This window comes from Noviherbaspirillum sp. (genome assembly GCF_035254865.1).
Classification (GTDB): Bacteria; Pseudomonadota; Gammaproteobacteria; order Burkholderiales; family Burkholderiaceae_D; genus Noviherbaspirillum.
Map to the genome: position 1 here is coordinate 62,449 of NZ_DATFAF010000060.1, position 17,419 is coordinate 79,867.

At 58.4% G+C, this 17,419-nt stretch carries 16 protein-coding genes and 1 tRNA gene; 9 read left to right on the forward strand and 8 right to left on the reverse strand.

What is annotated here, in order from left to right:
* The first annotated feature begins 1 nt into the window (after position 1).
* The 7 genes from VJ651_RS14460 (at position 2) to VJ651_RS14490 (ending at position 8,344) form a co-directional block, all read left to right on the forward strand.
* Positions 2-901: an ABC transporter permease gene (locus VJ651_RS14460; RefSeq protein WP_324108128.1), complete on the forward strand. Its 900-nt coding sequence runs from the start codon at positions 2-4 to the stop codon at positions 899-901.
* 12 nt (positions 902-913) lie between these two features.
* On the forward strand, positions 914-1,894 hold the full coding sequence (locus VJ651_RS14465) for an ABC transporter ATP-binding protein (protein ID WP_324108129.1): 981 nt from the start codon (positions 914-916) through the stop codon (positions 1,892-1,894).
* Positions 1,891-2,952 (forward strand): ABC transporter ATP-binding protein, encoded by a 1,062-nt coding sequence (locus VJ651_RS14470; RefSeq protein WP_324108130.1) that lies wholly within the window; start codon positions 1,891-1,893, stop codon positions 2,950-2,952. The genes VJ651_RS14465 and VJ651_RS14470 overlap by 4 nt, the downstream gene beginning before the upstream one ends.
* Positions 2,953-3,009: 57 nt before the next feature.
* The gene (locus VJ651_RS14475; RefSeq protein WP_324108131.1) at positions 3,010-3,900 is read left to right on the forward strand and encodes a LysR substrate-binding domain-containing protein; all 891 of its coding nucleotides are present in this window, start codon (positions 3,010-3,012) and stop codon (positions 3,898-3,900) included.
* A 228-nt stretch (positions 3,901-4,128) separates the two neighbouring features.
* Positions 4,129-5,553 (forward strand): MmgE/PrpD family protein, encoded by a 1,425-nt coding sequence (locus VJ651_RS14480; protein ID WP_324108132.1) that lies wholly within the window; start codon positions 4,129-4,131, stop codon positions 5,551-5,553.
* Between the two features lie 222 nt (positions 5,554-5,775).
* Positions 5,776-6,969 carry a M20 aminoacylase family protein gene (locus VJ651_RS14485; RefSeq protein WP_324108133.1) on the forward strand — a complete coding sequence of 398 codons (1,194 nt, stop codon included), beginning with the start codon at positions 5,776-5,778 and terminating at the stop codon, positions 6,967-6,969.
* 355 nt (positions 6,970-7,324) lie between these two features.
* On the forward strand, positions 7,325-8,344 hold the full coding sequence (locus VJ651_RS14490) for a porin (RefSeq protein WP_324108134.1): 1,020 nt from the start codon (positions 7,325-7,327) through the stop codon (positions 8,342-8,344).
* A gap of 491 nt (positions 8,345-8,835) precedes the next feature.
* Here VJ651_RS14490 and VJ651_RS14495 read toward each other — a convergent pair whose 3' ends face one another.
* From VJ651_RS14495 to VJ651_RS14505, 3 genes are all read right to left on the reverse strand, one after another.
* The gene (locus tag VJ651_RS14495; protein WP_324108135.1) at positions 8,836-9,816 is read right to left on the reverse strand and encodes a DUF4062 domain-containing protein; all 981 of its coding nucleotides are present in this window, start codon (positions 9,814-9,816) and stop codon (positions 8,836-8,838) included.
* A gap of 30 nt (positions 9,817-9,846) precedes the next feature.
* On the reverse strand, positions 9,847-10,653 hold the full coding sequence (locus VJ651_RS14500) for a hypothetical protein (RefSeq protein WP_324108136.1): 807 nt from the start codon (positions 10,651-10,653) through the stop codon (positions 9,847-9,849).
* Between the two features lie 565 nt (positions 10,654-11,218).
* Positions 11,219-11,294: transfer RNA gene (locus VJ651_RS14505), tRNA-Asn, on the reverse strand.
* Between the two features lie 195 nt (positions 11,295-11,489).
* On the opposite strand from VJ651_RS14505, the gene VJ651_RS14510 reads away from it, so the two are divergent.
* A complete protein-coding gene (locus VJ651_RS14510; protein WP_136414850.1) occupies positions 11,490-11,735 on the forward strand; it encodes a hypothetical protein in 246 nt (81 codons plus the stop codon).
* A gap of 616 nt (positions 11,736-12,351) precedes the next feature.
* Here the strand turns inward: VJ651_RS14510 and VJ651_RS14515 are convergent.
* The 5 genes from VJ651_RS14515 to VJ651_RS14535 all read right to left on the reverse strand — a co-directional run bounded on the left by VJ651_RS14515 (position 12,352) and on the right by VJ651_RS14535 (position 16,046).
* The gene (locus tag VJ651_RS14515) at positions 12,352-12,813 is read right to left on the reverse strand and encodes a thermonuclease family protein (protein WP_324108137.1); all 462 of its coding nucleotides are present in this window, start codon (positions 12,811-12,813) and stop codon (positions 12,352-12,354) included.
* Between the two features lie 80 nt (positions 12,814-12,893).
* Entirely contained in the window at positions 12,894-13,505 is a 612-nt protein-coding gene (locus tag VJ651_RS14520) for a hypothetical protein (protein ID WP_324108138.1), read from the reverse strand.
* A gap of 78 nt (positions 13,506-13,583) precedes the next feature.
* On the reverse strand, positions 13,584-13,817 hold the full coding sequence (locus VJ651_RS14525) for an EAL domain-containing protein (protein ID WP_324108139.1): 234 nt from the start codon (positions 13,815-13,817) through the stop codon (positions 13,584-13,586).
* Positions 13,807-14,415 carry a HAMP domain-containing sensor histidine kinase gene (locus VJ651_RS14530; protein WP_324108140.1) on the reverse strand — a complete coding sequence of 203 codons (609 nt, stop codon included), beginning with the start codon at positions 14,413-14,415 and terminating at the stop codon, positions 13,807-13,809. Before VJ651_RS14530 ends, VJ651_RS14525 begins: the two co-directional genes overlap by 11 nt.
* Positions 14,416-14,417: 2 nt before the next feature.
* Positions 14,418-16,046 carry a response regulator gene (locus tag VJ651_RS14535; protein WP_324108141.1) on the reverse strand — a complete coding sequence of 543 codons (1,629 nt, stop codon included), beginning with the start codon at positions 16,044-16,046 and terminating at the stop codon, positions 14,418-14,420.
* A 240-nt stretch (positions 16,047-16,286) separates the two neighbouring features.
* Between VJ651_RS14535 and VJ651_RS14540 the strand changes: the two genes are divergently transcribed.
* A complete protein-coding gene (locus VJ651_RS14540) occupies positions 16,287-17,270 on the forward strand; it encodes an HD-GYP domain-containing protein (RefSeq protein ID WP_324108142.1) in 984 nt (327 codons plus the stop codon).
* Positions 17,271-17,419: the final 149 nt, after the last annotated feature.

A 17,419-nucleotide genomic window follows, 5' to 3' on the forward strand; every position in this document is an offset into this window, starting at 1 on the left:
CATGAATACAGCAGCATTGGCCCCGGAAACGCCGTTCCAGCGATTCAGGCGCGACTTCTTTGCCAGCACCACGGCGACCATTGGTCTGATCGCGCTGGGCCTGCTCATTGTCGTTGCCGTGTGCGCGCCGCTGATCGCACCGCAAGACCCATACGACCTGATGAAACTCGACATCATGGACTCCCGCCTCGAACCGGGAACGCCCTCGGCCGACGGGGCGATGGTGTTCGTAATGGGCTCGGACGAACAGGGGAGGGACATCCTGTCGGCCATCATGTACGGCTTGCGCACATCGGTCCTGGTGGGCACAACCAGTACCGTGATTGCGCTCGGCATTGGCCTGTGCCTGGGCCTGACCGCCGGCTTTGCCGGCGGCCGGGTCGAATCGCTGATCATGCGGATCGTGGATATCCAGCTGTCTTTCCCGCCGATTCTGCTGGCGCTCATCCTGCTGGCGACGAGCGGCCCCGGCGTCGGAAAGATCATCCTCGCGCTGGTCGCGGTGCAGTGGGCCTATTATGCGCGGACAGCGCGCAGCGCGGCGCTGGTGGAGCGAAGGAAAGAGTATATCGAGGCAGCGACGGCACTCGGACTCTCTTCCCGGCGCCTCGTGTTCCGGCATCTGCTGCCGAACTGCCTGCCGCCGGTGATCGTCATCGCCGCACTCCAGGTGGCGAGTGCCATTTCGCTCGAATCCACGCTGTCATTCCTGGGCATCGGGCTGCCGGTCACGGAGCCGTCGCTCGGTCTGCTCATTGCGAACGGATTCCAGTACCTGCTGTCCGGGAAATACTGGATCAGTCTGTTTCCCGGCCTGGCGCTGCTCTTCACGATCGTTGCCATCAACGTCGTCGCGGATCAGCTTCGGGATGTCCTCAATCCCCGGCTACAGACTCAATAGGGGCGAGTCCACATGAGCAACACTGTATTGAAAGTCGATAATCTGCGCACCCACTTCTTTTCAAGGGAAGGTGTCGTCAAGGCCGTCGATGGCGTCTCGTTTCAGGTGGATGCCGGTGAGGTGGTCGGCTTGGTTGGGGAATCCGGGTCGGGCAAGTCGATCACGGGATATTCCATCATGGGACTGGTGTCCGCGCCGGGCAAAATTGTCGAGGGCAGCATCCGTTTCATGGGCAAGGAATTGCGGGGACTGTCGCAGCCGCAGATGCGGGCAATTCGCGGCAAGGACATCGCGATGATCTTCCAGGATCCGATGATGACTTTGAACCCGGTGCTGCGTATCGACACGCAAATGATCGAAGCCGTCGCCGCGCACCGCAATGTCGGAGCCCGGCGTGCACGCGAACTGGCGCGCGACGCGCTGGCCCGCGTCGGCATTCCCTCTCCGGATGAGCGGCTGCTGGCCTATCCGCATCAGTTCTCCGGCGGCATGCGTCAACGGGTCGCCATCGCGATCGCCATGCTGAACAACCCGAAGCTGATCATCTGCGATGAGCCGACCACCGCGCTCGATGTGACCATTCAGAGTCAGATCCTGTGCGAAATGCAATCGCTTTGCCGCGAGTCGGGTACCGCGCTGATCTGGGTGACGCACGATCTGTCCGTGGTCGCCGGCCTGGCGGATTCCCTATGCGTCATGTATGCCGGCAAGATCGTCGAAAGCGGAAGCGTCGCGGACGTGCTCGACAATGCAAGACATCCTTATACCCGAGGGCTGATCGGATCGATCCCGGCCTTGAATCAACGCGGGCGACTGCTTCGGCAGATTCCCGGCGTGACGCCATCCCTGCTCAATCTCGGCGCGGGATGCGCGTTCCGCGAGCGCTGCGGCCGCGCGTCCTTGTCGTGCATGCAAGACCCGCCGCTGGCGAAGGTGTACCGGCATTCGTTCCGGTGCTTTCACCCCGTGACAGACGCAGAGGAAATGCAATGAGTATCCAGTATCTTCCGGGAGAAGCGCCGCGGCCCATCCTGAGCCTGAAGGATGTCGGCAAGAAATTCGTCAAGCCGCTCGATATCGCGGCCAAAATGGCAAACCTGCTCGGCGCCGGATTGAAAGAGGAAGTTGTCCATGCGGTGGACGACGTGACGCTCGACATACGCCCAGGCGAAGTCGTCGGCCTGGTGGGGGAATCCGGTTGTGGCAAATCCACGCTCGGCCGCATGACCGTCGGCTTGCAGGGATTAAGTTCGGGCACGCGCTTCTGGAAGGGGCAGGACATCGACAAGATGGATGCCGCGCAAAAGCGCGCGAGCCGGCTGGCGATCCAGATGATCTTTCAGGATCCCTATGCATCGCTGAATCCGCGCATGCGGGTGCAGGATATCGTCGGCGAGGCACCGGTGGTCCACGGCCTGATCGACCGGGTGCAGCAAAAGGAATATGTAGAAGACAAGCTGAAGCTGGTGGGGTTGGATCCGCTGATGATCCGCCGTTTTCCGCACCAGTTTTCCGGCGGTCAGCGCGCACGCGTGGGCATAGCGCGCGCGCTGGCGGTGAATCCTGAATTCCTGGTCTGCGATGAAGCCGTGGCCGCTCTCGACGTGTCGATACAGGCACAGGTGCTGAACCTGTTCGTGTCGCTGCGCGACATGTTGAACCTCACCTATCTGTTCATCAGCCACGATCTGGGCGTCGTGCGGCATCTTTCCGACCGTGTCGTCATCATGTACCTCGGCCGCGTCGTCGAGGTGGCCGCCACCGACGAGATTTTTTCGCGGGCAAAGCATCCTTATACGCAAGCCTTGCTCGCGTCCGCGCCCGAACTGAGCGCCAGGAAAAAGGCGTTCGCGGCAGTGAGCGGCGAAATTCCGTCACCTTTGAATCCGCCGTCCGGATGCCATTTTCATCCGCGCTGCCCGCACGCGACGGAACGTTGCAAGAATGAGCGGCCGGAACTGGTCGAGATCGCGCCGCTGCATTTCGCCGCCTGTCATCTGGAGCAAGGCATGGCGCGCGCCGTCACGCCGCTGCAGATGGCGGCACGATGAACTGAACAGGATTTTTCAACCGGCAGGTTCAACATATCGATATCCGAGGGAACAGCAATGCAGCTTTTGCCCCACTCCTTGACGGCTATCCGGGTGTTTGACGCGGTGGCGCGGCATGCTTCGTGTTCGCGCGCCGCCGACGAGCTTTTTCTAACCCAGAGCGCCGTCAGCAAGCAATTGCAGTCACTGGAAGACTATCTGGGCGTCAAACTGTTTACACGCCTGCACCAGGGCGTCGCGCTGACCGACCCCGGGGCGGAATACTGGCGGGCGGTGAAGCCCGCGCTCACCATTCTGGCCGACGCGACAGTCAAGGCGCGCATGCAGACGAACGACGACGCGACGATCCATCTGGGGCTGCCGGCGACATTCGGACAGAAATGGCTGATTCAGCGCGTCGCGGAGTTCACGCGCCTGCATCCCGACATTACGGTTCAGTTCGCCCCGAAGCAAACGACGGCCTCCGCATCCGCGGTCTTCTCTGCCGAAATTCGCGCCGGCCGTGGCGTATGGGAGGGCATGCACAGCCACTACCTAATGGGACGCGATCTGTTCGCCGTGTGCAGTCCCGCTGTGGCGAGCGCGATCGGGACCCGGACGGCAGAGCAGCTTCTGAACTATCGATTGCTGGAGCATGTGCGCTTTCCGCAAATGTGGGACCGCTGGTTTTCCGCCAGGCGAGTATCCGCCCACGAAGGACGAAATGCGCAGCGATACGAGCAGTTCTCGGTGATGATCTCGGCGCTCTCCGCGGGGATGGGAATCGGCCTGATGCCGAGATGCCTGATCGAACAGGAACTGGCGGATGGCACGCTCACTGCATTGTTCGAGGAACCATTGAAAACGGAATACGGGTATTACCTCACGTACCGGAAGGATCAGTATCCGTCGACCGCGTTGAAGCGGTTCGCCGACTGGTTGCTGCAGCTATGCGCGGCATCGGAATGACGCGACATCGGTTTCCTCGAATGCGTTGCTTGCCGGGTCAGAAAAAAGGCCCAGGCACAGGTGCCTGGGCCAACGGGGGAGTTTTTACCCGCGGAGACATTGATGATTGGTCGCACAAGGCTTCCAGCGGAGTGTTGCGCACCTGGCGCCGCCTTGCAATCGACAAAATTTCGGTACCTCATTCCAAAGCGGCATACACCCGAACAACTCCACTAACCATCATTCATCATGAAGCGCGAGACACCACCAATTAATCTCACCAGGCTGCTGGCCGACTTCTGCGCGGATTACGCGCTGCATCATCAATTTCCGGAATCCGCCATCCGGCTCGCCGAGCTCGCCATCGTCGACACCGCAGGCTGCATTCTCGCCGGGGTGAACGATCCGGCGGTCGTGAAGATCGGCGACACCATACCGGACGAGCAGTCCGGACGTTCGCGGCGGTCGAAATCGGTCCGGCACGCCTTCCCGGTGTCCGCGCGCGATGCCGCGGCCGTCAATGGCTGCGCCGCGCATGCCCGCGAGCTTGACGACAACGTTCTGCCGGCGGTCATCCACTCGAGCGCTGTCTTGACACCGGCGCTGTTCGCGCTGGGAGAAGAAATCGGCGCCAGCGGGGCGGATATCGTGCGCGCCTTTATCGTCGGCAAGGAAGTCAACGCGCATATCGGCAGTCTGGTCAACCCGACCCACTATGAATTGGGATGGAACACCAACTCCACCATCGGTGTCTTTGGCGCGGCAGCGGCCTGTGCGACGCTGCTGAAACTCGATAGCGACCAGATCGTGCATGCGCTGAGCCTGGCCTTCAGCATGTCGAGCGGTGGCAGCCTCCAATTCGGGTCCGAGGCGAAACCGCTGCATTGCGGCATGGCCGCGGAATGGGGTGTCTGGGCGGCGCGATTGGCGCAAAAAGGCTTCGAGGGAAATACGAATGTATTGCAAGGAAAGTGGTCATTCCAGGAACTGTACGCCGGCGGCAAGGGCTGTGCGCCGTATCACGCCGTCCTGTTTCCCGACGCGCCGCTGGCCATCGATGCGTATCCACCGGTCGCCAAGCTTTACCCCTGCTGTGGATCATCGCATCTTGGCATCGACGCCATCAGGGCGCTAAGGGCAAGGCAAGCGTTTACGCTGGAGGACATCGAGCGGGTGGATGTGCACATGTTGAAAATCATGAATGAGACCTTGCGTTACCGGATTCCGGCCAATGAAAAGGAGGCGCGGTTCAGCATGCCCTACTGCGCGGCCGTGACACTGGTCGACGGCATGCCGACGCTGGCGCACTTCACGCAGCGCGCGGTAACCGAACCTGAACCCGCCGTCGCACGGCTTTTGCCCTTGGTGCATACCCATGTCCGCGATCCGTCGCCGGAGGTGCTGGCCAAGAGACTGATTTTTCAAGGCGACTGTCTTGTCGAAGTTCACCTGCGCAGCGGCGAGGTCCTCAAGCAGATTGCCGAGCATCCGAAGGGATGCAAGGAAAATCCACTCACGCCGGATGAACGTCGCGCCAAGTTTCTTGACTGCGTGCGGGAGCAAATGGATGAAGCAGGCGCGATGCAACTTTATGGCGACCTTCTTGACCTCTTTCATCTGGAAGCGATCGACGGCATCACGTCGAGTTTCCGGGCAATGGCATTGACCTTGTAGGCGGGTTTATTTGGGCATCCATTCCAATCAGGAATGAATAGTCGAAATTTAATCAATTGCGAATGCGCGTGGCGGCGGCGATAGTGAATTGCTCGAGGAGGCACGCGTTCTTCAATGCAGGCCTTGTCGAGCGCCTGATTGCCTGCGGCTGGCGTATCCCGCCACCGAGACAGCCAGTGCCGGCCGATCATTTTTCTGACAACTTCGACTGCATACCTGCCTATGTTATTACTTGATCCGATCGTACAAAATCTGGCCGAGCTTCAACGCATACGTCGTGACATACACGCCCATCCCGAGCTGTGTTACGAAGAGGAGCGAACGTCCAGAATCGTCGTCGAGAAACTGACCGAATGGGATATCCCGGTAATTACCGGCATGGCCGGGACCGGTGTCGTCGGCGTCATCAGAAACGGACAATCGTCCCGTGCGGTCGGCCTCCGCGCGGACATGGATGCATTGCCGATGCAGGAGGCAAACTCCTTTGCGCATGCCTCGGTCCATCAGGGAAAGATGCATGCCTGCGGACACGACGGGCACACCGCGATGCTGCTCGGCGCGGCCCAATATCTTGCGCGGCACAGAAACTTCAACGGCACTGTCTACCTGATCTTTCAGCCCGCAGAGGAGGGCGGTGGCGGCGCGAAACGCATGATGGATGATGGACTCTTCCACCAATGTCCGATGGAGGCCGTCTTTGGCATGCATAATCTTCCCGGCGCACCGGTCGGAACCTTCGGCGTGAAGCACGGTTCGATGATGGCGTCGTCGAATCAGTTCGAACTGCGCATTCAGGGCAAAGGCGCGCACGCCGCGCAGTCGCACAAGGCGATCGACCCGATTGCAGTGGCGGTGCAGATTGCACACGCATGGCAAACGATCATCACACGCAACAAGGATCCGCTTCGGCCCGCCGTTATGTCGATTACGCAGATCAATGCGGGAAGCGCGTTCAATGTGATCCCTGATGAAGCGAACCTGCGAGGCACCGTACGCACCTTCCATCCGGACGTGCTGGACCTGATCGAAGATCGGATGCGAGCAATCGCCGAGCATACGGCCGCCGCGTTTTGCGCAAAGGCGGAATTCAACTTTGTGCGGAAGTATCCATCGCTCATTAATCACATGCAGGAGACCGAGCTGGCGATCGAGGTCATGCGCTCGATCGTCGGCGGGGAAAGGGTCGACGTCAGGGATGAGCCGACGATGGGCTCCGAGGATTTCGCATTCATGCTTCAGGAGAAGCCCGGATGTTACGTCTATATCGGCAATGGAAGCGGCGAAGGCAGAGAGTGCGGTCATGGCGTGGGCCCCTGCGAGCTGCACAATCCAAGCTACGACTTCAATGACGCCCTGCTGCCGATCGGCGCCACTTATTGGGTCAGGCTCGCGGAAAAATTTCTTGCCCCGGCGTGAGCCCGGCTGCGCGAGCACGCCGATCCTTTCACTTCACTAGCAACGCAGGCCTCCAGGCCTGCCTCGAACCGACGCTCAAGCATCCCTGCAGGCGCGGACTGCCATCGCGCCTGAATTGCCGAAACTGGCGCGCTGCGATTGCCGTCATCGATGGCGAAGAGCGCCGGATTTCCCACAAGCGCCGTTCCGGTTTCGCTCGACTACACGCTATTCCTGTACGGCATGGCCGAAGGAAATTTATTCGTTTGCCTGCGATTGCGCCTGCCCCGATAGTTTCGGTGCGCGCCGTTTTCGCCGGACGTAACGGCCCGGCTGAGCGATTCGATTTTTTGTATAACTTCAGGGAGACGACAACATGAAAAGAACAATTCTTGCGCTGGCAGTGCTGGGCGCATTCGCCAATGCAGCACATGCGCAAAGCAGCCTGACGGTCTACGGGTCCGTCGATGCCGGACTGCGCAGCCTGACGAACACCAATGCTGCCGGCGACAGCACCCTGACGATGAATTCGTCCGGAACATACCGAACCAACCGGCTCGGATTCAAGGGAGTCGAAGACCTCGGCGGCGGGATGAATGCGCACTTCAAGCTGGAAAGCGGTTTCAACAGCGGCACCGGCGCGCTGGTGGGTGATCTGTTCGCACGTACCGCGATGGTCGGTATCGGCGGTGACTGGGGCACGCTGGATCTGGGCCGCCAGTATTCGGTCACATTCATCACCAATGCCGGCTTCGAACCCTTCTTCAACAGCTACTGGACAGGGATCAGCCTGGCAGTCCCGCAAGGCGGCGTCGTCCGTCTCAATAACGACATCCAGTACACGCGCAAATTCGGCCCTGCGACCATCCGCGCCGAATACGCCGTGGGCGAAGTAGCGGGCAGCACCAGAGCGGGCTCGACGATGGCGCTCGGCGCCGACTATGTTGCCGGCGCCTTCAACGTCGGCGCCAGTTACATGACCCGCAAGAACGCCGCCAATACCGCAGAACAGAAGAACTGGTCGGCCGGCGGCGCCTATTCATCCGGACCGCTTCGCATTGCCGTTGGTTACGCCAAGGACGACCGTGATCCAGGCTTCTTGACAGCGAGCGCATTGAAAATCAAGGATGTCTGGATTGGCGGTACCTACCAGATTGCGCCGGCTGCCATGCTCGGTGCGGCGCTGTACCGGAACACCACCGATACCGCCGGCGTCGAAGGCCACAAGAATTTGCTGATGATCAACGGGACGTACGCACTGTCCAAGCGGACCAATTTCTACGCGGAAGTCGACTTCAGCCGATACGGCGGCACATACAACAATCCGGCATTCCGTCAGCCGGCCGGACAAGATCGCCAGCGCGGTATCTCGGCGGGCATCGCACACGTGTTTTAATCGATTGTCGAAATCGAACGTCTGGCAATCGATTGTCGAAATCGAACGTCTGGCCGCTTGCCAGCGGCCTTTGTGCTGGCGACAAGAACGGCACGCTTGTCGTCTTTGTACCGCGTTTTGCACAGGCGATTTGTCGCGCAATGGATGTACGAGGGCTAAAGGTAGCATGGTGAGTCGATCCTTGCCGCCTTTTCCTTCTCGAATCGTCATTTCGCTTCTCTCAAATTCCGCGTCTTTCACCCGTCATTGCGCGCATTCCGTCAGCCGCATCCCTATGCTGTACAACAGGCGGGCAGTCAACAGATAAATTGCTTGAACGAAAAAAAGCGGGTCGCATCGCTGCGACCCGCTTGTATTCTTGGCGCCCCAATAAAACCAAATCCGATAACTGGGAAATCGCTTTTGATGTTCAACATGAAGGTAACGTGCAACCGCACGCGGCAGATCGTTCGAAGGTCGCCCAGCTTTCGATTGTCACGTTGTCCGGAGTGTTAAGCAGTGCCGCTAGAAGAATTCGACGGCTCAGCAGTTTTGGTGAAAGCCAGAATAACTTTAGCCTCTGCAGGACGACTGACACGCTCGCCAAGAGCGGCAATTGCGGACAGTCCGGCGAATTGTGACATTGTGTAATACGATTCGTCTCTGAAGCGTGTACGGACTTTTTCAATTGGCTCCCCATAGAACTGGAGCTTAGCGTAAATGTTGCGGGCTTCATCCTTGGCCAGAGGCAAGAATGCGTCAATTTGTTTAGCGGAGAGATAGAGTTCCGTTAGCCCAGAATCGCCTGCGCCAGCCGGCTCAACAATTGTGATAGGCACTCCGATCGTGGCTCCAAACTCGTAATTGAACGCTGAGCAAATTCCATGCGAGGCGGGGTATGGATCTCCAGTTACTTTGACTTTAAGGAGCACCTCGCGACCAGCCACCTGTTTTGGAATTAGCATGAAACTCTTGATGACGCTGAGCGCTTCAGAGAACTCGTTTGGCTCATGAACAGTGGCCTTGCTTGGGGCCAAATGCCGCTTCAGATCGCGGCGAAGTTTTTCCGCCAAGTCGTCCTCTGAGATGAAGGTGTCAATCGTGTGACGGTCTCGAAGCGTTCGCTTGAAAGCTTCTAGCTTCTCGAGGTTAACGCCTCGATCGATAAACTGCACTGCTACCCGAGCATTTTCTTCATCTATCAAATAAATCAATGTCTCTTTGGACAATGACTGTGCTCGTTCGTATTCTAGTTGCGTGTAGGACTTACCACTCTTCTCTTCAATAGAGCCAAGTCGAAATGCAATTATTCCAACATATATGTCTGACTGCTCAACTTCGGCGATGCACGTTTCAAGAGGAGTTTGCTTTCGTGCCCCGAATTGCTCCATTCCTCGTACAGAAACATCAAACTCTTCCAACAGACCCCAGATCGCCTTTCTGTGATTTGCAAGATCTCTGAAGGTGGAGGAAATAAATATTGTTTTTCTCATTGGTAAGTTCTAGGGTGCATAACGTTCAAGTTAGGCTTGCGCGGCTCGCGGCACCACCAAGCGCGCCGAATCAAACTGTGGCGACATGTCATTTCGCCACAGACCGCTATCAAGAGCCAATTTCAGCTCGGCAGGAACAGCGAGGTTGTATGTTTCCACTAGTTGGCAGAATGCTTCCGTGTACTTCCGAATAAGCTCGGCCATACCTTGTCCAGCCAAGAGGTTGTAAGACCTCCGAAAGTTCTCTCTTCTGTCAACGTCCCGGATTGCAGGGGCCTGCGCAATGAGTGAGATGAAACTAGCATCCATCAGCCTTTCGAGAAGCGCGATGGAATCAGCATCCAGGAAAACGGCGTACTTTTCGATCGTTCTTCCCAAAGCCGCTTTGAACTTCTCTACCTCCATTTTGAGATAGTCAAACCACTGCAATGGCACAGTGCTCGATAGTGGTGCAGGCTTCGAGAAATCAAGAAATGCTAGTTGGACGAAGTAATCGTCTGAAAATAGCTCTCGAATGCTCGCAGGGACGATTTCCGGCTGACGAGGAATACATCCTTTGTACATTCCGTGCAGCATGTGAAGTTGATGGAGCAGAGGAATACGGAGCTGTTGAAATGCGATCTGTCGCACGCGGTTTCGCTCGCGTTCTTCATTTCTGCGAATCACAGCATCGATCAGAAAAACAGTTAGCAATATGCCGAATATTTCGGTTCCTACATTCAATGAAAGATCTTTTAGCCATGCTACCTGCTGTGCTGCTCCCCATAAGTACCCTCCTATGGTCGCGGCAAATAGTGCACATAGGATTGCATATGAAAGTGAAAGCAAGTTGCGCATATTGGTAAGCCTAAATAGTTTTTACGCCACGGTCTGACTAATAAACTGGGGCGTTGGTTGATAAAACATCTTTCAACTTTCGCGTTGATACCCCGTCTATGTAACACGGGGGGCTATGAATACATGTCATACCTTCAAGGGGACGATTATGGCTCTTGCTATAAAGTAACGCAAATCAGCTGACGTCTGAGGCCGATCACCTATCCCCGCCAATCGTGAAGTGCCTGCCGGGGGAAAGGTGAGCGGAATTGCATCTGGCAGGAACGCGCGCAAAAGCTCAAGGCGCGGCATGAGGCCGTATTAGCGGAAATGGCAGTGACACGTCAGAAGAAGCCTGCCAATCGGCAAGGGCACTTCGGCGCAGATTGCCGCCTTCGGCAATGCGTTTCGGGCCACTCTGCTGGAGAAGGATTGCGGGTTCTCCGAGCAGTAATTGCGGCTGCTGGTGACGGAAATCCGGATAGATGGGAATGAAGTACAAATGACGGGCAGCAAGGCAGCCTTAATGGAAACGGTGCTGGAAAAGAAAATGGGCACCGCGAAGGTGCCCATTTTTGGAATTGGTTGGCTCCCCGACCTGGACTCGAACCAGGGACCTGCGGATTAACAGTCCGTCGCTCTACCGACTGAGCTATCAGGGAAAGGAGGCCGAATTTTAGTGGTTCGTCACTGAAATGTCTAGAGGGTGCATTTTTTTGTATTCAAGGCAACATGCGCCCGGCAAACCTGGTTTGTATGTCCAATGCTTGATCCTTCTCGCTATCAATGCGCGCAGACGCGATAGTGTCATGTTTGTAAAGATTACCGATCATGGCCTGAACTCTGAGGAGAGGGATATGTCTCGCAGCATTCTTTCCATTGAAGAAATCAATCATCTGATCCGCGCGGAAATGCGAAAGCATGAGCAGTGCGCCAAGGTTTCCCTCAAAACCATCTATTGGCATGAGCCGGACTCAACCGGTTGCAATTGGGATGCGAACATGTGGGAGGGCGATGTGGCCGACGCGCTTGCCTGCAAGGAGCAGATTATCGAGGCAGTCAAGGACTTGCGAGCGCGCTACAACATTCCGAAGCCGGAGTGAGGCGATCGCCCACGTCGCAACTGCCGTTGCACGAAAATGCACAATAAGCCCGACTGGCGGTGAATGCTTCCGGCCGGATTCGCTGTCCGCCTTTCAGCGGCGAAGCAGGGCTCGAAGCCAGGCAAATGCGAAAAACCGGCGTCCGAGACGAATCCTGGTGTGGAGTGATTTACCCATGATGACCTCCCGTGCTTGAGATGCGCTTCCCCCTGGTTTATCGCAGGGTTGAACAGGCTCTCAATTGAAATTGTAGGGGCGGCATCCTTACGAGAAGATGACAAGCGCCGGCGGACGGCTTGGCCTCGCGTCAAAAACAACACTGCAAGGCGGCTGGCCTGCATGGCATGCGGTTTGCATCATGAGTGGCATAAGCGCGCGGCATAAGTGCCGCAGAAAAACAGAAGAAAACGCGCAATTTTTTCTTTTGTTTTGTGAGAAGCTCATGACCAAACCGACCAAAGAGCAAGTCCGCAAATGGCAGCAGGAGCGCATCAAGTCACATGCGCCGCCGCCCGATCCCATGCATATCCGACGCGAGCTCGGGTGGGGCTCGTGCGATTTCCGGCACCCCAAGGCAGGAAGGTCGAACGCGTCCGGCTGACGGAGCGACGCCGTCTCAGCGCGGGCGTGCCGGGGCGTCAAGCGGAATGCCCCAGACACCGATGCCCTTGGCGCGTGCGATTCTTTCCATCGCTGTGTAGTGAAACGGCGCATCGGGCAGGGCGAGCGCCCAACCGCGTTGCAGCATCCATTCGCTTAAGTCTTCTTCGCCCGTCGTGCAGCTGGCGGTAATACTGCCGTCGGCGTTGACGGCGCGCTCCGTGCAGTGGACAAAGTCGCCGGAGATCTTGAAGTCGAGCGCGAGCGCTGCGCGCGTTCCGCACGGCGTCGGGCGAATGAAGGTGTAGCAGGTGCGCTCGGTGGGCGGGATGTAAATGCCGTACAGGCGAATCATGTGGCCGTCGATGACCAGCGAGCCGTCGTCCTGCACGAATGCGAAGCTGGAAATCTCCGGCGCGGCCGGCGCAGGCGCGGCAATCATGGCACCGGCAAGCAGCGCGAATGCCATCTTTCTCAAGGATTTTCTTGCGGTCACATTGCGCCTTTGGCCGGCGGGACAATGAAGACTTGCCGCTCGCTGACAGGTTCGACAAACAATCAACCGTAAGGTTTGGAGCCGATTTCGACGATGAATTCGGCGGAGCTGAGATAGCCTTCCGTCGGATTGATCGGCTGACGCTGAGGATCCCCGTGGTGCTCTTTCGCCAGTTCCGGCGCGATCTGCTCGAGCAGATCCAGCGGGATGGATTCCGCACAGGATTCGACCACGGCGAACAATTCGGAAGTCAGGCCTTGCCCCTCCCGCACGCGTTGCGCAAGCAAGGTAAAGCGCGGACGGGCAACCTCCATCAGCGCTGCCCGCATGCGCGCCGACGACGGATTGGAGCGCGACGCTTCGGCAAGGTTCGCATGGTCGATGACGGGTATCGCCGTCACGCCGCTGCCGGGCCGGGCAAGCTTGAACGGGTCGAAGTCCGCCTCCAGCAGATAGCGCAGGAATCGCTCGTGGAACTCGCTGTGCCTTACGGCATCCAGCGCGAGCGCATGGAAGGACGGGCCAGCCTCCTCGTTGTAGGCGCGTGCGCCTCTGCGTGCCAAGGCTTCAATGCGGGACCAATCGAAGGACGAGGGCGTGCGTTCCCAGGATTCCTGCAGGTCAATGAATTCGACGATCAGCCGGTTGATTTCGTCAGGGTCGTGTTGGGGCATGCTGTCTCCAAAATACATTTGGCGCTTCCCGGATAAAAACGTTCCGGTACTTGTCTTGCCGAAATGAGGCGACGGCAGTCAGGCCGCCACGAGCGACACCAGCTGATCCGCCGGCACCGGCCGGCTGAACAGGTAGCCCTGGTACATGTTGCAATCGTGGCGCGCAAGAAAGTCCCGCTGCTCTACGGTTTCAACGCCCTCCGCAATGACCGCCAGGCCAAGACTCTGGCCAAGCGTGACGATGGCGCGGGCGATCGCCGCGCCGTTATCTCTTGCGGAGGTAAAACGACGTCGGCGTGGTTCAGGGAACACGCAGCTGGAATTCGGCGCCCCCATCGGGGCGGTCGAAAAGCGAAACGCTTCCGCTATTGTCACCCTTGCGATGCGCTTGTGCAATAGCGCGGCACAACTCCATGCCCAGTCCGGTCGAGGGCTTTTCCTCTTTGGAACCCAGGCCTGTCCCATCGTCGCGGATGCTGAATACGAGGAAGCCGGCATCGTCTTTCATGCAGCCGACGTCGATCTGCCTGCGTGCAAACCGGGTGGCGTTCTGCAAAGCCGCTTCCAGCGCGAGGCCGATCAGGTTCTCGTCGAAAAAACCGAGCACCGGCATGTTGCTTGCGTCGACAACGATGCCTATCTCGGATCTTGGATTGGGGTGGTTGCGCACCAGCCCGTTGAGGAAATCCTCCGGATTGACGGCGTCGACGCGCGCGATCAGGCCTTGCGAGGCAGCCTTGTACAGCGTGAGGAATCCGATCAGCTTGTCCTGCAGCGAGGCGCAGGTCTCGTGCGCGAGCAGCGCCTGTTCGCGTGTCGGGTTCATGGTCATCTCATGCAGCTCGCCTTCAAGAACGCCGAGGGCGTTCTTGATATCGTGGATGATCACGGCGGCGAGCTTGATATCCATGCTTACTCTTTCTTCGCGGTGCGGCTGAGCGTCTCGCGCAGGAAGCGATACATCTTCGCGACACGCTCATTGCCCGGTATGAGCACATCGAGCTTGGAGAGGAAGTTGTTGACCTTCGCCACATAATCCAGATTCAGACCCTTCTGGCTCATCCACAGCAGATGCAATTGCGCCGCGGCGAGCAGCACGCCGGTATTTTCCGGCATGGCGGCGAGCGCTTCGTCGAGCTTGGCCAGCGATTCGTCGAACTGCGCCTTGCGCATTAACGCGTTGGCCTCGGCGACGATGGCAGTAACCTCGTTGAGCGCATGATCGACAACCTGGCCGGTCAACTCTTCCTTGCCGGTGTCTTTCAGAACCTTGCGCGCGAGTGAAACCAACCGGTTGTTTTCGTGGTCGGCCATCACTGCTTTCTTCAAAATCTCGGCGCCTTCGTCATCGCGTCCGATGGAGAAAGCCGCTTTTGCCAGCGCTAGCGCGGAAGCATCGGCCTTGGTGCTGTCGACCAGGCTTTTTGCCAGCGCAAAGGCTTTTTCGGCTTCGATACCGTTACCCAGCTTGATGTGCGCCTGGGCTTGCACCGCGGCTTGCGTTGCGGCGAATGCATTGGATTCGATGTAGTGCTTCGGCGCGGTCGACAGAACCTGCAATGCCTGCGTCGCTTCGCCGGCGTCCACATGCACCTGTGCCAGCGACAGCACGTCCGAAGGCTGCGCGGTGAGCGAACCCTTGGTGTGCGTCAGGGCACGGCTGAAGGCCGTCTTTGCCTTTTCCAGATCGCCGGTGCGATAAGCGACGTCGCCTACCATCCGGCTGCGCCGCGCCGATGGGATGACGTCATAGGATTGGTTCAGCGCTTCCAGCGCTTCCTGTTCATTGCCCTGGCTTTCCGCGACCTTGGCCAGCAGATCGTATGCCGGGATGTACTTGGCGTTACTGGCCAGCACCTCTTGCGCCGCCGCTTTCGCGTCGTCGAGCTTGCCGGCGATCTGATGGCAGGTGGCGATACCGAGCCTGGCCCAGACCAGATCGTCACGCATCGCCAGCGCCTGCGAGTAGACAGTACGCGCCTCTTCCGGCTTGCTCAACTCCAGCAGGGCGGAACCCTTGATCTTCAGGATATCGAGCGCCCACTTCGGCGCAGCCTGCAGCATCTTGTCGCATTCGGCCACGGCACCCGCGGTGTCCTTGAGTTTAAGGCGGCCGACGATGGTGCGCAGGGCATTCTGCTTGTCCAGCAGGCGCTCGATGCGTTCAAGCAGCTTGGCGCCGGTGAGCGGCTTGACCATGTAGGCATCCGGCTGGAATTCGGCTGCGCTGGCGACGAGGTCATAGGCAGCCTCGGCCGTCACCATGATGAACATCGTGGCGGGCGACAGCAGGTTCTGGGAGCGAAGAAATTCCAGCAGTTGCTGACCGTTGGTTTCCCGGTTCAGGTTGTAATCGCAAACGATGATGTCATAACCGTTTTTGCGGATGTAGCTGATTGCATCGTCGGGCGTTGCCGCCTGGTCGACCAGGCCGATGCCCAATTGGCCGAGCTGGTTGCGGATGTTTTGGCGCATGGTCGCCATGTCATCGACAACGAGGGCGCGCAGATTGGCAAGTCGCAGATTGGTAATCGTGGCCATATAAATGCAAGGGGTTACACGGACTTCATGCTAAGTCTAACGTCATATTGTTGCTAGATGGAAATAAATTTGATGCGGGCTGGGAAATTCTTGCCGTGTTTGTGGTATTTATTGACGCTAGGAAAACACTCATTTGAACGCGGCGCAGGTCGCCGGCGTTGACTGTTTGTTATCAGACAGAAGGATGGTCGACGCCGGCGAGCACCGCCGCTTCGCATACACAAGCAACAGGGAACGCATATGATTCAGCAACCCACGAACGAAGCCGATCTTGAAACAGGCGGGCGCCACACAGGAACACTGTCAGTCCTGCACCTGATCAACAGGGCGCACAAACGCCTTGAGCACCTCCTGTTCAATCTGGAAAGCGAATCCGATGCGCAGGCCGGCGTGGTCGACATTGCCAGGGCGCTGACCCATGCAGCCGATCTGAATCCGAATATTGCGCTCGCCTGCATCCTGCTCAATCAGGAAGAGGGCAGCTACGCCGTGCGCCATTGCATCGACAGCGCGGTGGTGGCCTTGCTGGTGGCGCGCGCGCTGCAAAAAGGACCGGCGGAAACGCTGACCATCATGGCCGCCGCGCTCACCATGAATGTCGGCATGCTGCCCAGCCAGGAACAATTGCAGAGCCGTCTGAACGCGATTTCAGACCAGGAACTCGCGCTCATTCACAATCATCCTCAGCAAAGCGTGGACATGCTGAAGCGGGCCGGGGTTGCCGATCCGGACTGGCTGAGCTACGTGCTGATGCACCACGAGAATGAAGACGGCAGCGGTTATCCCTTGCGCAAGACCGGCGACGAAATTCCGTTCAATGCAAAAATCATTTCGCTTGCCGACCGCTATTGCGCCCGCGTTTCGTCGCGCAGCTATCGCAAGTCGCTGCTGCCCAATGAAGCGCTCAGCGACATCCTGCTGGCCGACCACGACAGCGTCGATCCCATGCTCACGACCTGCTTCATCGGCGTGCTCGGAATTTATCCGACCGGCGCCATCGTGCGCCTTGCCAATGGTGAAATCGGCGTTGTCGCCGGCAAGGGCGGCAGTCCCACCGCACCGGTCGTGCATGCACTGATCGGACCGCAGGGCGCGCCGCTGTCGGCACCCGTCAAGCGCGATACGGCGAATGCTCAATACGCCGTGCGGGAAATGCTGAGCGAAGAACGCGCAGGCGTGCGCTTCAGCATGCAGCAGGTCTGGGGCGACGAAGCCAGGCCGTGACACTCGCCTGATCCGTTTTGCCGCCGCCTTTCCTCACCTCTCTGTAGCGCCGATTGCGGATCCAAGTTGCAGGGCATGAGAGAGATCAATTCGCATCGGCGCAAGTGCGACGATGATTGATGACATGCATTTCGATTGCAATGTTTCTT

Excerpts from the sequence above, each read along its gene's own strand:
- VJ651_RS14460 (WP_324108128.1), top strand. The coding sequence starts at position 2 with ATGAATACAGCAGCATTGGCCCCGGAAACGCCGTTCCAGCGATTCAGG.
- VJ651_RS14465 (WP_324108129.1), top strand. The coding sequence starts at position 914 with ATGAGCAACACTGTATTGAAAGTCGATAATCTGCGCACCCACTTCTTT.
- VJ651_RS14470 (WP_324108130.1), top strand. The coding sequence starts at position 1,891 with ATGAGTATCCAGTATCTTCCGGGAGAAGCGCCGCGGCCCATCCTGAGC.
- VJ651_RS14475 (WP_324108131.1), top strand. The coding sequence starts at position 3,010 with ATGCAGCTTTTGCCCCACTCCTTGACGGCTATCCGGGTGTTTGACGCG.
- VJ651_RS14480 (WP_324108132.1), top strand. The coding sequence starts at position 4,129 with ATGAAGCGCGAGACACCACCAATTAATCTCACCAGGCTGCTGGCCGAC.
- VJ651_RS14485 (WP_324108133.1), top strand. The coding sequence starts at position 5,776 with ATGTTATTACTTGATCCGATCGTACAAAATCTGGCCGAGCTTCAACGC.
- VJ651_RS14490 (WP_324108134.1), top strand. The coding sequence starts at position 7,325 with ATGAAAAGAACAATTCTTGCGCTGGCAGTGCTGGGCGCATTCGCCAAT.
- VJ651_RS14495 (WP_324108135.1), bottom strand. The coding sequence starts at position 9,816 with ATGAGAAAAACAATATTTATTTCCTCCACCTTCAGAGATCTTGCAAAT.
- VJ651_RS14500 (WP_324108136.1), bottom strand. The coding sequence starts at position 10,653 with ATGCGCAACTTGCTTTCACTTTCATATGCAATCCTATGTGCACTATTT.
- VJ651_RS14510 (WP_136414850.1), top strand. The coding sequence starts at position 11,490 with ATGTCTCGCAGCATTCTTTCCATTGAAGAAATCAATCATCTGATCCGC.
- VJ651_RS14520 (WP_324108138.1), bottom strand. The coding sequence starts at position 13,505 with ATGCCCCAACACGACCCTGACGAAATCAACCGGCTGATCGTCGAATTC.
- VJ651_RS14530 (WP_324108140.1), bottom strand. The coding sequence starts at position 14,415 with ATGGATATCAAGCTCGCCGCCGTGATCATCCACGATATCAAGAACGCC.
- VJ651_RS14535 (WP_324108141.1), bottom strand. The coding sequence starts at position 16,046 with ATGGCCACGATTACCAATCTGCGACTTGCCAATCTGCGCGCCCTCGTT.
- VJ651_RS14540 (WP_324108142.1), top strand. The coding sequence starts at position 16,287 with ATGATTCAGCAACCCACGAACGAAGCCGATCTTGAAACAGGCGGGCGC.